The sequence below is a fragment of the Streptomyces sp. DSM 40868 genome (assembly GCF_011820545.1).
In the GTDB taxonomy this organism is placed as follows: domain Bacteria; phylum Actinomycetota; class Actinomycetes; order Streptomycetales; family Streptomycetaceae; genus Streptomyces; species Streptomyces eurythermus.
The window spans coordinates 1332701-1346098 of record NZ_CP050504.1 but is presented as its reverse complement, the minus strand read 5'-3'; the positions used below and the strand labels follow the sequence as shown (position 1 = coordinate 1346098).

At 71.8% G+C, this 13398-nt stretch carries 13 protein-coding genes; all 13 read left to right on the top strand.

Annotated features, from left to right (window positions below):
- The first annotated feature begins 11 nt into the window (after window positions 1–11).
- The 13 genes from HB370_RS05900 to HB370_RS05840 all read left to right on the top strand — a co-directional run bounded on the left by HB370_RS05900 (window position 12) and on the right by HB370_RS05840 (window position 13288).
- A complete protein-coding gene (locus HB370_RS05900) occupies window positions 12–2033 on the top strand; it encodes a beta-galactosidase (RefSeq protein WP_030784174.1) in 2022 nt (673 codons plus the stop codon).
- A 110-nt stretch (window positions 2034–2143) separates the two neighbouring features.
- On the top strand, window positions 2144–3706 hold the full coding sequence (locus HB370_RS05895) for a glycosyl hydrolase 53 family protein (RefSeq protein WP_030784171.1): 1563 nt from the start codon (window positions 2144–2146) through the stop codon (window positions 3704–3706).
- Window positions 3707–3895: 189 nt separating this feature from the next.
- Window positions 3896–4195, top strand: a complete 300-nt coding sequence (locus HB370_RS05890) for a helix-turn-helix domain-containing protein (protein ID WP_030784168.1) — start codon at window positions 3896–3898, stop codon at window positions 4193–4195.
- A gap of 49 nt (window positions 4196–4244) precedes the next feature.
- A complete protein-coding gene (locus HB370_RS05885) occupies window positions 4245–5204 on the top strand; it encodes an SMP-30/gluconolactonase/LRE family protein (protein WP_030784164.1) in 960 nt (319 codons plus the stop codon).
- Between the two features lie 67 nt (window positions 5205–5271).
- Window positions 5272–5751: a fluoride efflux transporter CrcB gene (gene crcB, locus HB370_RS05880; RefSeq protein ID WP_030784161.1), complete on the top strand. Its 480-nt coding sequence runs from the start codon at window positions 5272–5274 to the stop codon at window positions 5749–5751.
- A gap of 86 nt (window positions 5752–5837) precedes the next feature.
- Window positions 5838–6218, top strand: coding sequence for a DUF190 domain-containing protein (locus tag HB370_RS05875; protein WP_030784158.1), 381 nt, complete (start codon window positions 5838–5840; stop codon window positions 6216–6218).
- Window positions 6215–6589, top strand: a complete 375-nt coding sequence (gene crcB, locus HB370_RS05870) for a fluoride efflux transporter CrcB (protein ID WP_030784156.1) — start codon at window positions 6215–6217, stop codon at window positions 6587–6589. The genes HB370_RS05875 and crcB (HB370_RS05870) overlap by 4 nt, the downstream gene beginning before the upstream one ends.
- Window positions 6590–6665: 76 nt before the next feature.
- Window positions 6666–7502: an undecaprenyl-diphosphate phosphatase gene (locus tag HB370_RS05865; RefSeq protein WP_030784153.1), complete on the top strand. Its 837-nt coding sequence runs from the start codon at window positions 6666–6668 to the stop codon at window positions 7500–7502.
- 172 nt (window positions 7503–7674) lie between these two features.
- The gene (locus tag HB370_RS05860; RefSeq protein ID WP_030784150.1) at window positions 7675–8355 is read left to right on the top strand and encodes a FadR/GntR family transcriptional regulator; all 681 of its coding nucleotides are present in this window, start codon (window positions 7675–7677) and stop codon (window positions 8353–8355) included.
- The gene (locus HB370_RS05855; protein WP_030784147.1) at window positions 8352–9791 is read left to right on the top strand and encodes an amino acid permease; all 1440 of its coding nucleotides are present in this window, start codon (window positions 8352–8354) and stop codon (window positions 9789–9791) included. The genes HB370_RS05860 and HB370_RS05855 overlap by 4 nt, the downstream gene beginning before the upstream one ends.
- A gap of 41 nt (window positions 9792–9832) precedes the next feature.
- Window positions 9833–10849 (top strand): asparaginase, encoded by a 1017-nt coding sequence (locus tag HB370_RS05850; protein ID WP_030784144.1) that lies wholly within the window; start codon window positions 9833–9835, stop codon window positions 10847–10849.
- A gap of 40 nt (window positions 10850–10889) precedes the next feature.
- Entirely contained in the window at window positions 10890–12299 is a 1410-nt protein-coding gene (gene aspA, locus HB370_RS05845; RefSeq protein WP_030784141.1) for an aspartate ammonia-lyase, read from the top strand.
- Window positions 12300–12349: 50 nt separating this feature from the next.
- Complete coding sequence (locus HB370_RS05840; protein ID WP_030784137.1) at window positions 12350–13288, top strand: glutaminase; 939 nt, start codon at window positions 12350–12352, stop codon at window positions 13286–13288.
- Window positions 13289–13398 lie beyond the last annotated feature (110 nt).

Here is a 13398-nt window from a genome sequence, read left to right as displayed (position 1 = left end):
GGGAGAGATCCATGCCGGTCACCGCCCCCAGGGGTCTTACGCGGCTCGCCTTCGGCGGGGACTACAACCCCGAGCAGTGGCCGGAATCCGTCTGGCAGGAGGACGTCCGGCTGATGCGGGAGGCCGGGGTCACGATGGTGAGCGTCGGCATCTTCTCCTGGGCCCTGCTGGAACCGGCGCCGGGGGAGTACGACTTCGGCTGGCTCGACCGGATCCTCGGCCTGCTGCACGAGGGCGGCATCCGCGTCGACCTCGGCACACCCACGGTGGTGCCGCCCGTCTGGTTCTACCGGGCCCACCCCGAGGCCCTGCCGGTCACCGCCGACGGCGTGCGCTACGAATTCGGCTCGCGCGGCGCGATCTGCCACAGCAACGCCGACTACCGCGCAGCCGCCGCGAACATCACCACCCGGCTCGCCGAGCGCTACGGCGACCATCCCGCGCTCGCGATGTGGCACGTCCACAACGAGTACGGCGTCCCCGTCTCCGCCTGCTACTGCGACTCCTGCGCGGCCCGTTTCCGCCGCTGGCTCGCGGACACCTACGGCGGCGTGGACGCGGTCAACGAGGCCTGGGGAACGGCCTTCTGGGGCCAGCGCTACACGGACCTCGCACAGATCAACCCGCCCCGCACCACCCCGACCGCCGGCAACCCGGGCCAGGCCCTGGACTACAAGCGGTTCGCCGACGCCCTGATCCGGGAGAACTTCCGCGCCGAGCGCGACATCCTGCACCGCCTGTCACCCGGCGTCCCGGTCACCACCAACTTCATGACCGCCCTCAGCCAGTGCGACTCCATGGACTACTGGGCCTGGGGCCGCGAGGTCGACCTCGTCACCAACGACCACTACCTGATCACCGACGGCCGCCGCACCCACGTCAACCTCGCGATGGCCGCCGACCTCACCCGCTCGGTCGCCGGCGGCGCCCCCTGGCTGCTGCTGGAGCACTCCACCTCGGGCGTCAACTGGCAGCCCCGCAACCCCGCCAAGGCACCCGGGCAGATGGCCCGCAACTCCCTCGCCCATGTCGCCCGCGGCTCCGAGGGCGCGATGTTCTTCCAGTGGCGCCAGTCCCGGCGTGGCGCCGAGAAGTTCCACTCCGCGATGGTCCCGCACGGCGGCACCGACACCCGTGTCTGGCGCGAGGTCGTCGAACTCGGCGCCTCGGTGGACGCGTTGAGCGGGATCCGGGGCACCCGCACCGAGGCCGACGTGGCCATGCTGTGGGACTGGCAGTCCTGGTGGGCGCAGGGCCTCGACTGGCGGCCCAGCGAGGACCACGACGCGCGCGAGCGTGCCGACTCCTTCTACGAGGCCCTCTACGACCGCCACCTCACCGTCGACTTCGCCCACCCGGAAGCCGACCTGTCCGCCTACCCCCTGGTCGTGGTGCCGGCCCTGTACCTGATGACCGAGGCCGCCGGGCACAACGTCCGCGGCTACGTCGAGAACGGCGGCACGCTAGTGGTGTCGTACTTCTCCGGGATCGTGGACGAACACGACGCCGTCCACGAGGGCGCCTGTCCGGGCGTGCTGCGCGATGTCCTCGGACTGACCGTGGAGGAGTTCTCGCCCCTGCTGAAGGACCAGCGGGTGCGGCTGACCGGCCCGGACGGGCCCGGGCCGACCGGTGACGTGTGGACGGAGTTCGTCGTCCCGCGCGGCGCCGAGACCGTGTGGCGGTACGCCGACGGGCTCACCGCGGGCCACCCGGCCGTCACCCGGCACCGGCTCGGCCAGGGCACCGCCTGGTACGTGTCCACCCGCCTCGACACCCAGGGCCTGGACGCGCTCCTCGCCCGCGCGGCCGACGACGCCGGTCTCGCCCCGCGCGCCGAACTGCCCCGCGACGTCGAGGTCGTGCGCCGCAGCGGCGAGTCGGGCACCTTCCTGTTCGTCATCAACCACACCGCCGGCGACACCAAGGTGCCGCTGGACGCGCCCGGCACCGAGCTGCTGACGGGCGAACGCGCCGCGGGCCGCCTGGCGGTCCCGGCGGGAGCCGTCCGGGTCGTGCGACTCGACGGCTGAGCCGACTCCCCTCCGCCCGCGTGAGCCGTGGGAGCCGCGGGCGGAGGGGGCCTCCTCCGGCCCACCGCGGGAGGAGCCCCTCCCCAGTTACGTCGAAGGGACGACGGACGATGAAGTTCCATCCCAGACGCACCATCACCGCCCTGCTGCCGCCGCTCGCGGCCGGGCTCGCCCTCACCGCCCTGCCCGCCCAGACCGCCCAGGCCGCGAGCACGCTGGCCAACGGCGGCTTCGAGTCCGACGGCACGGGCGCGGCCGTGCCCGCCGGCTGGTCCGAGTACGGCGACGCCGGCGCCTCCTACACCGAGGCCGGCGGCCACGCCGGGAGCTACCGCCTCAGCCACTACTCGGCCTCCGCCTACAAGGTGGAGACCTACCAGTACCTGTCCGGGCTGGCCAACGGGAACTACAGGCTGACCGCGTGGGTGCGGTCCAGCGGCGGACAGAAGGCCGCGTACATAGCGCTCAAGAACTGCGGGGGTTCCGAACAGCGCACCGATCTGCCGGTCTCGTCCAGTGGATGGATCCGGATCGTCACGCCGGTCAATGTGACCAACAACCAGTGCACCATCAGCATCAACAGCGACGCGAACGCGGGCAACTGGATCAACGTTGACGATCTGACCTTCACATCCGGCACCACGGGTACCTCCATCCATGGCGCCGACATCTCCTCCCTCGCCAAGAGCGAGGCCAAGGGCGGCGTCTACCGGACGAGTTCGGGCACCACCGGTGACGCCCTGCCCATCCTCAAGTCGTACGGCATGAACTACGCGCGCCTGAAGGTGTGGGTGAACCCCGCCGACGGCTTCAACGACAAGGCGCACGTCCTGGCGATGGCCAAGCGCGTCAAGGCACAGGGCATGAAGCTGCTGGTCGACTTCCACTACTCGGACACCTGGGCCGACCCGGGCGCCCAGAAGAAGCCGGCCGCGTGGTCGGGTCACACGTACAGTCAACTGAAGACCGACGTGTACAACCACACGTACGACGTGTTGAACGCCTTGAAGGCTCAAGGCACCACCGCCGACATGGTCCAGGTGGGCAATGAGATCAATGGCGGCATGCTGTGGTCCGAGGGATCCACGGACAACTGGACCCAGCTCGCCGGGTTGATCAACTCCGGCTACAGCGCCGTCAAGGCGGTCAACCCGTCCACCTCCGTCGCGCTGCACCTCGCCAAGGGCGGGGACAAGGCCGGCACCGAGTGGTGGTTCGACAACGCGGTGGCCAACGGCGTCAGGTTCGACGTGATCGGCCTGTCGTACTACGGCTACTGGCACGGCGCGCTCTCCGACTTCCAGACCACCCTGGACGACGCGGCCGCCCGCTACGGCAAGCCGGTGTTCGTCGCCGAGACGGCCTACCCCTTCCGTCTCGACAGCGACGACGCGCTCACCAACCAGATCGACACCACCGGCGAACTCGTCCCCGGCTACCCGGCGACCGCGGCCGGCCAGACCAAGTGGCTGAACGACGTGGCGAGCATCGTGGAGGCCGTCCCGAACGGCCGCGGCCTCGGCGTCTTCTACTGGGAGGCCACCTGGACCGCCGTCCCCGGCAACGGCTGGGACCCGGCGGACCCAGGCTCCGGCAACGGCTGGGAGAACCAGGCCCTCTTCGGCTACGACGACAAGGCGCTCTCCTCCATGACGTGGTTCAGCCACCGCTGAGCCATCGGGACGGGGCCCGGTCGCGGTACCGTGACCGGGCCCCCGCCACGGGCCTGGGGCGTTACCCCTCTCCCCGGGAACGGGGCCGTTCCTTACCGGACAACGGACGCCGACTCCCGGACGCGGCGGCGTCGCCCGGGCCACAGTGGGAACACTGCGTACGAGGAGGCCGGGGACGGAGGCGAACGGATGACGGTGACTTCCCCGGGGGCTCCCACGGGCCGGATACGGCACACCATCCTGGAGTGGCTCAAGGACCCACCGGCCCACTTCCCGGCCGGGCGCCGCCGCGACCTCGCCGCCACGGGCGTCACCGCGCGGGCCGTCGCCGCCAAGCTGGGCCTGCCCCCGCGGACCGTCCGTGCCCACCTGGACTTCCTCGCCCGCCTCGGCATGCTGCGCACCCGCCGGATCCGCTGCCGCACCCACTACCGGCGCGACGAGATCCGCATCGCCGAGGTGGCCAGGATCTTCGAGAAGGGCTGGTGACGTGTTCTCATCGTCCTGGGCGGTCGTCGGCGGGCGTGAGGTGACGCCCGTGAACCGACCCGCGGAACTCGTGCCCCTGCACTACGTCTCCCTGGGCGCGCGCGGCCCCGAGGACGTCGTCCCCGACCCGCACGGGCGGGTGCTGACCGGAGTGGCCGACGGGCGCATCCTCCGCGTCCACCACCTCGGCGACCCGCGCACGGCCCGCACCGAGGTGCTGGCCCGCACCGGCGGCCGTCCCCTCGGGCTGGAACTCCTCCCGGACGGCGACCTGGTGGTCTGCGACGCCGAACGCGGCCTGCTGCGGGTGGGCACGGAGGACGGCACCGTCCGGGTCCTCGCGGACTCGGTGGCGGGGGAGCGGCTCCGCTTCTGCAGCAACGCCGTCGCCCTGCCCGACGGCACCCTGTACTTCACCGTCTCCAGCCGCCGCCACCCCCTGGACCGGTGGATCGGCGACATCGTCGAGCACACCGGCACCGGACGCCTGCTGCGGCTGCCCCCCGAGGGCGGCGAGCCCGAGGTCGTGCTGGAGGGGCTGCGGTTCGCCAACGGCCTCGCCGTCGCGGCCGACGGCTCCTTCCTGGTGCTCGCCGAGACCGGCGCCCGCCGCCTGGTCCGCTACCGGCTCACCGGCCCCCGCGCGGGACACGCCGAGCCCTTCGCCGACCTGCCCGGCATGCCGGACAACATGTGGCGCGAGGGCCCCGGCGGCCCGGTCTGGATCGCCCTGGCCAGTCCCCGGGTCCCCCCGCTGGACCTGCTGCACCGCGCTTCGCCGGCCGTCCGCCGCGCCGCCGCCCGGGCCGCCGTGCACCTGCCGTACCGCCCGAGCGGGACCGCCGGCGTCGTGGCCGTGGACGACGAGGGGCGCGTCGTCCACCACCTCGCCCGCCGCCGGTCCGGTTTCCGCATGGTCACCAGCGTCTGCGTCACCGGTGACCACCTGGTGCTGGGCAGCCTGTGGGAGCCCGGGGTGGCGGTCTGCGCCCGGCCTGCCGCCCGCTGACCCGGCGGTACGCTGGGTTCCGGCCTTGATCGCCCGACGGGGCAGGGCCGAAAGAGGAGACGTACCGATGACAGCCCCGCAGGCGCGGACCCACGGCGTCCGCCCCGCACCACCCCGGCGGTCCGAATGGCGTGCGCAGGCCCCCGTCGTCGCGGTGGTGGCGGCCGGCGGCGCGCTCGGCGCCACGGCCCGCTACGCCCTCACGCTCGCCTGGCCCACACCCCCCGGCGGCTTCCCCTGGGCGACCTTCTGGACCAATGTCTCCGGCTGCGCCGCCATGGGCGTCCTCATGGTGTTCGTCACCGACGTGTGGGCCGCCCACCGCCTGCTGCGGCCGTTCCTCGGCACCGGCGTGCTCGGCGGCTACACCACCTTCTCCACCTACGCGGTCGACATCCGCGGGCTCGCCGACGCCGGCCGCCCCGGCCCGGCACTCGCCTATCTGGCCGCGACGCTGTGCGCCGCCCTCGCCGCGGTGTGGCTGGCCTCGGCCGCCGCCCGCCGGGTCTTCGCCGGGAGACAGCGTCGAGCCGGAAGCCAGCGATGAGCCGGGAGTCGGCGATGAGCCGGCGGACAGCGTGCGGCCCGGAGGCGGCGATGGGTCCGCGGGCAGCGACGAGCACGGAGGCAGCGATGACCCCCCGCACCGCCCGCGCCCTGCGGCTGACCGTCTACGTCGGCGAGAACGCCACCTGGCACCACCGGCCCCTCTACTCCGAGATCGTGCACCGCGCGCACGCCGCCGGACTCGCCGGCGCCAGCGTCTTCCGGGGCATCGAGGGCTACGGCGCCTCCTCCCGCATCCACACCTCCCGGCTGCTGTCCCTGAGCGAGGACCTGCCGGTCGCGGTGGTCGTGGTGGACACCGAGGAGCGGATCCGGGCGTTCCTGCCCCGGCTCGGCGAGCTGGCCGGCCGGGGCCTGGTGACCCTGGACGCGTGCGAGGTCGTCCGGTGGACAGGGGCCTGCGACGGCCCGGAGGAAACGGACCCGGAGGGTAAGAAGTCGTTGTGAACTGGCTGCTGGTCGTCGTGGGCGCCATGGTCGGCGCCCCCCTGCGCTACCTCACCGACCGCGCCGTACAGGCCCGGCACGACTCGCTCTTCCCGTGGGGCACCTTCGTGGTGAACGTCGTCGGCTGCCTGGTCCTCGGCCTGGTCACGGGCGCCGCCTCCGCCGGGGCCGCCGGTCCCCACCTGCGGCTTCTGCTGGGTACCGGGCTGTGCGGCGCGCTGACGACGTACTCGACCTTCTCCTACGAGACCCTCCGGCTGACCGAGGCCGGCTCCGGCCTCTACGCCGCCGGGAACGTCGTGGCGAGTGTGGCGGCGGGGCTCGCCGCGGCTTTCACCGGGGTCTCACTCGCCGGGCTCCTGTGGGCCTGAGCGTGTGCCGCGCGGTCCGGACCAGTGAGTACTGTCTACGGCACTGTCGACCCACTCCTCCCCAGAACTGGATCCCATGAGCGCCATCTCCGTCGGTCAGGCCGTCGTCCTCGGAGTAGTCGAGGGGGTGACCGAGTTCCTCCCGGTGTCCTCCACCGGACACCTCAAGATCGCCGAGGGGCTCATGGACATCCCCGTCGACGACTCGTCCGTCGTGGGGTTCTCCGCCGTCATCCAGGTCGGCGCCATCGCCGCCGTGCTCGTGTACTTCTTCAAGGACATCCGGCGGATCGTCACCGCCTGGTTCCGAGGCCTGGCCGACCGCGAGGAGCGTTACCACCACGACTACAAGTTCGCCTGGTGGGTGATCGCCGCCACCGTCCCGATCGTGCTGGTGGGTCTCGCCGCCAAGCCGCTGATCGACGGCCCGCTCGCCTCCCTGTGGGTGGTCGCCGGCTCGCTGATCCTCGGCTCCGGCGTGATGTGGGCCGCCGACCAGATGGGCCGGCACAAGCGCGGCGAGGACGACACCTCCTTCAAGGACGCGATGTGGGTCGGCTGCTCGCAGATCCTCGCCCTGCTCTTCCCGGGCTTCTCGCGCTCCGGCGCCACCATGTCCACGGCGCTCATCCTGGACCTGGACCGCGTCGCCGCCACCCGGCTGTCCTTCTTCCTCGGCATCCCGGCCCTGACCGGCGCCGGCCTGTACGAGCTGAAGGACGCCCTCGGCGCGGGGGTCGGGGCCGCCCCGCTCGCCGTCGGCACGGTGGTGTCGTTCGTGGTCGCCTACGCCTCGATCGCCTGGCTGCTGAAGTTCGTCGCCAAGCACTCCTTCAACGCCTTCGTGATCTACCGGATCGTCGTCGGCGTGCTCCTGCTCGGCCTGCTCGCCACCGGCACGCTCGGCGGCTGAACCGCCGCCGCTGTTCACCCACGGGGTGCGGATGCCCGCATTCAGGCGCCGCACCCCGTGAATCTTTTCTTACCGCACGCCTTGACAGTGTCTGCCCGCAGCCCGCAGGATCGCACCCGTGAACCTGTCAGACAGCCAGACAGGTGGTCTCGTCCCCCGGCGCGTCAGCGCCATGGAAGCGGTACTCGACCACCTCCGCGGCGCCATCGAGAGCGGCCGGTACGCCATCGGCGACAAGCTCCCTTCCGAAGCCGAGCTGTGCCGCACCCTCGAGGTGTCCCGGCCCGTGCTCCGCGAAGCGCTGCGCGCGCTGCAGACCATGGGCCTGACGGTCTCCCGCACCGGCAAGGGCACCTTCGTGATCGCGAACACCGTCGAGGACCCCACCTTCGGCGACTACGCGGCCAGCGACCTGCTGGAGGTGCGCCGCCACATCGAGATCCCGGTCGCCGGTTACGCGGCCGTGCGCCGCACCCCGGAGAACCTGGACCACCTGGCCCATCTGCTCGACCGCATGGAGCGGGAGACGGACACCACCGCCTGGGTCGCGATGGACACCCTCTTCCACCTCGCCGTGGCCGAGGCCGCCCAGAACCCGGTCTTCCGCCGGGTCATCGAGGAGATCCGCGACGCACTGGCGCGTCAGTCGGCCTTCCTCAACGAGCTGGGCGGGCGCCGCGAGCAGTCCAACCGCGAGCACCGGGCGATCGTCGAGGCGCTGGTCGACGGCAGCGAACACGACGCCGTGCAGGCCATGAGCCACCACCTGGACCGCGTCGAGACGACCCTCACCGACATCGTCCGCCCGCAGCGGACGCATCCCCTCACGGAAGAAGGCGGAACCGAGGCGTGAGCGAACAGCACCTCAAAGACGAGACGCGCCCCTCGACCGGTCATGTCGACGCCGGGGACGCCGGCTACAGCAAGGGCCTGAAGCACCGGCACGTCAACATGATCGCCATCGGCGGTGCCATCGGCACCGGCCTCTTCCTCGGCGCGGGCGGCCGGCTCGCCGACGCCGGGCCCTCCCTCTTCATCGCGTACGCCGTCTGCGGCGTCTTCGCCTTCCTGGTCGTCCGCGCCCTCGGCGAACTCGTGCTCTACCGCCCGTCCTCCGGCGCCTTCGTCTCGTACGCCCGGGAGTTCCTGGGCGAGAAGGGCGCCTACACCGCGGGCTGGATGTACTTCCTCAACTGGGCGACGACCGGTATCGCCGACATCACGGCGGTCGCCACCTACACCCACTACTGGGGGATGTTCTCCGACATCCCGCAATGGTTGATCGCATTGATCGCCCTCGCGGTCGTGTTGACCGTCAATCTGATATCGGTCAAGATCTTCGGCGAACTGGAGTTCTGGTTCGCGATCGTCAAGGTCGGCGCGCTCCTCGTGTTCATGTGCATCGGCATCTACCTGCTGGTCACCCAGCACCCGGTCGACGGCCACCACCCCGGCCCGTCCCTGATCACCGGCAACGGCGGCATCTTCCCGCACGGCCTGCTGCCCATGCTGCTGATCATCCAGGGCGTCGTCTTCGCCTACGCCTCCGTCGAGCTGGTCGGCGTCGCCGCCGGCGAGACCGAGAACCCCGAGAAGATCATGCCGAAGGCGATCAACTCGATCATGTGGCGGGTGGGCGTGTTCTACGTCGGCTCGGTCGTCCTGCTGTCGATGCTCCTGCCGTGGAACAAGTACTCCGCCGGCGAGAGCCCCTTCGTCACGGTCCTGTCGAACATCGGCGTCCCGGCGGCCGGCGGCGTGATGAACCTGGTCGTCCTGACCGCGGCCCTGTCGTCGCTGAACTCCGGCCTCTACTCCACCGGCCGCATCCTGCGCTCCATGGCGATGAGCGGCTCCGCCCCCGCCTTCACCTCCCGGATGAGCCGCAGCCAGGTCCCCTACGGCGGCATCCTGCTCACCAGCGGGATCTGCGTCCTCGGCGTCGGCCTGAACTACGTGGTCCCCGCCGAGGCGTTCGAGATCGTCCTCAACTTCGCGGCGATCGGCATCCTCGCCACCTGGGCCATGATCATGGTCTGTCACCTGCTCTTCTGGCGGAAGACCCGGCAGGGCGACCTGACCCGCCCGGCCTACCGGCTGCCGGGCTCCCCCTGGACCGAACTCGTGACGCTGGCGTTCCTCGCCTCCGTCGTGGTCCTCATGTACGCCGACGGCGGCGCCGGACGCACCACCGTGCTCTGTCTGCCGCTGATCGTCGCGGCGCTGGTCGCGGGCTGGTACGCCGTCCGCGCCCGCGTGGCCCGCACCTCCACCGGCGCCGGCGCGTGACCCGCGTTCCGGCCGACCCCGACCCCTTGATACAGGCAGTGATGTACAGCAGTTCCCCCGCCGACGCCCCCTTCGTCCGCGAACCCCTCCACGCCCCCGTCGCCCACCTCGTTCGCGGCGGGGTCGTCGAGGGCATCCACTACGGATCCGTCGTCGTCCTCGACGCCGACGGCCGGGTGCGCTTCCAGCTCGGCGACATCGAGGCGGCCTTCTACCCGCGCTCGGCCCTCAAGCCAGTCCAGGCCGTGGCCATGCTGCGGGCCGGGCTGCCGCTCGACGGCGAACTGCTGTCGCTGGCCGCCGCCAGCCACTCCGGCGAGGAGCGGCACCTGGCCGGCACCCGGCGCATCCTGGAACTGGCCGGACTCGCCGAGGACGACCTGCGCAACGTGCCCGACATGCCGTTCGACCCGGTCGTCCGGGACGCCTGGGTGCGCGAGGGCCGCATGCCCTCGCGGCTCGCCCAGAACTGCTCCGGCAAGCACGCCGCCATGCTGTGGACGGCCAAGCTCAACGGCTGGTCCCTGGACGACTACCTGGACCCGGCGCACCCGCTCCAGCGGATGATCGCCGCCACCGTCGAGGACCTGACCGGCCAGCGGGCCGCCCGCGTCACCGTGGACGGCTGCGGCGCCCCGCTGTTCGCCATCTCCCTGCACGGCCTCGCCCGCGCCCTCGCCCGGATCACCACGGCCGCCCCCGGCACCCCCGAGGCCCGGGTCGCCGACGCCATGCGCGAGCACGCCGAGATGGCCTCCGGCTCCGGCCGGGACGTCGCCGCGCTCATGCGGGCCGTGCCCGGACTGCTCGCCAAGGACGGCTTCGAGGGCGTCCAGGTCGCGGCGCTGCCCGACGGCAGGGCCGTCGCCGTGAAGATCGCCGACGGGGCGAACCGCGCCCGGATCCCCGTCGCCGCGGCGGCACTCGCCCGCGCCGGCGTCGACCCCGCGCTGCTCACCGAGTTCGCGGGGGAGCCGCTGCTCGGCGGAGGCGAGCCGGTGGGCAGCGTGCGGCCCGTGCGCGCCCTCGACCCCGCCCCGGTCGCCGCCCGCTCGTAGTACCGCCGGATACCGCACCCAGAAAGAGACCCGCACCCTCATGACCGCCGCCACCCGCCGCGAGCACGACCTGCTCGGCGACCGTGACGTCCCCGCCGACGCGTACTGGGGCATCCACACCCTGCGCGCGACGGAGAACTTCCCCATCACCGGCACCCCGATCTCCGCCTACCCGCACCTGATCGACGCCCTGGCCGCCGTCAAGGAGGCCGCCGCCCTCGCCAACGAGGAACTCGGTCTGCTGGCGCCCGGGAAGGCCGCCGCGATCGTCGCCGCCTGCCGCGAGATCCGCGCCGGGAAGCTGCACGACCAGTTCGTCGTGGACGTCGTCCAGGGCGGCGCCGGCACGTCCACCAACATGAACGCCAACGAGGTCGTGGCCAACCGCGCGCTGGAACTGCTCGGCCACACCAAGGGGCAGTACACACCTCTGCATCCCAACGAGGATGTCAACCTGAGCCAGTCAACCAATGACGTCTACCCGACCGCCGTCAAGATAGCGACGGTCTTCGCGGTACGTGGACTGCTCAAGGCGATGTCCGTACTCCAGGACGCCTTCGCCCGCAAGGCCGTCGAGTTCCGTGACGTACTCAAGATGGGCCGTACACAGTTGCAGGACGCGGTACCCATGACGCTGGGTCAGGAGTTCTCCGCGTTCGCCGTCATGATCGAGGAGGACCGCAGCCGTCTCGCCGAGGCCGTCGAGCTGATCCACGAGATCAACCTCGGCGCCACGGCCATCGGCACCGGCCTCAACGCACCCGCCGGGTACGCCGAGGCCGCCCGCCGCCATCTGTCCGCCATCACCGGCCTTCCGCTGGTCACCGCCGCCAACCTGGTAGAGGCCACCCAGGACTGCGGCGCCTTCGTCCAGATGTCCGGCGTGCTGAAGCGGATCGCGGTCAAGCTCTCCAAGAGCTGCAACGACCTGCGCCTGCTGTCCTCCGGTCCGCGCGCGGGCCTCGGCGAGATCAACCTGCCGCCGGTGCAGGCCGGGTCGTCGATCATGCCGGGCAAGGTCAACCCGGTCATCCCCGAGGTGGTCAACCAGGTCGCGTTCGAGGTGATCGGCAACGACGTCGCCATCACCATGGCCGCCGAGGCCGGGCAGCTCCAGCTCAACGCCTTCGAGCCGATCATCCTGCACTCCCTGTCGAAGTCGATCACGCACCTGGAGAGCGCCTGCCGCACGCTGGCCGAGCGCTGTGTCTCCGGCATCACCGCGAACACCGAGCGGCTGCGCGCGACCGTGGAGAACTCCATCGGCCTGGTCACCGCGCTCAATCCGCACATCGGCTACACGGCCGCGACCGACATCGCCAAGGAGGCCCTCGCCACCGGCCGCGGCGTGGCCGAACTGGTGCTGGAGAAGGGCCTGCTGCCTCCCGGCCGGCTGGCCGAGCTGCTGCGCCCGGAGATCGTCGCGGGCAGCGGGGCACCGGCCGCCTGACCTGCGACAAGGCCACCTCGACAAGCCCCGGGAACCGGCCGGGAGGCACAATGGTGATCATGACAACGACGTCGTCCGCCACCTTCCTGCCGGTCCTGGAGCGCATCGCCGAGGAGATCAGCCACACGCCCGGGCGCGGCCGTCCCGCCGACTACATCCCGGCCCTCGCGGCCCGCGACCCGCGCAGCTTCGGCATGGCCGTCGCCGAGCCGGACGGGACGGTGTACGGGGTGGGGGACTGGCGGGAGCCGTTCTCCGCGCAGTCGATCACCAAGGTCTTCACGCTCGCCCTGGACCTGGCCCGCGAGGGCGACGAACTCTGGGAGCACGTGGGCCGCGAACCCTCCGGCAACCCGTTCAACTCGCTGGTCCAGCTGGAGTACGAGAACGGCATCCCGCGCAACCCGTTCATCAACGCGGGCGCCCTCGTCGTCACCGACCGGCTGCAGACCCGTACCGGGGACGCGGCCGGCGAGCTGCTGGACTTCCTGCGCGCCGAGAGCGGCAACCCCGCCCTCGACTTCGACACGGAGGTGGCCGCCTCCGAGACCGCGCACGGCGACCGCAACGCCGCCCTCGCCCACTTCATGGCGTCCTACGGCAACATCGACAACGACATACCGGTCCTGCTCGACCAGTACTTCCGGCAGTGCTCCATCGCCGCCTCCTGCGCCGACCTGGCCCTCGCCACCGGTTTCCTCGCCCGGCACGGCATCCGCGCCGACGGCAGCCGGCTGCTCAGCCGCAGCCAGGCCAAGCAGGTCAACGCGATCATGCTGACCTGCGGCACGTACGACGCGGCCGGCGACTTCGCCTACCGGGTGGGCCTGCCCGGCAAGAGCGGGGTCGGCGGCGGCATCATCGCCGTCGTCCCCGGGCGGTGCACGCTGTGCGTGTGGAGCCCGGGCCTGGACGAACGCGGCAACTCGGTCGCCGGCGTCGCGGCCCTGGACCGCTTCACCACACTCACGGGCCTGTCGATCTTCTGAACGCACTCGGTGCACGCATACGTGGCCGACGACCCCGCCCGTCCCCTGCCGGTCACACATCCGCTCCCGCCCGGCAGGACCGGCGTCGCCCACCGGCCACCCGGCGTTGC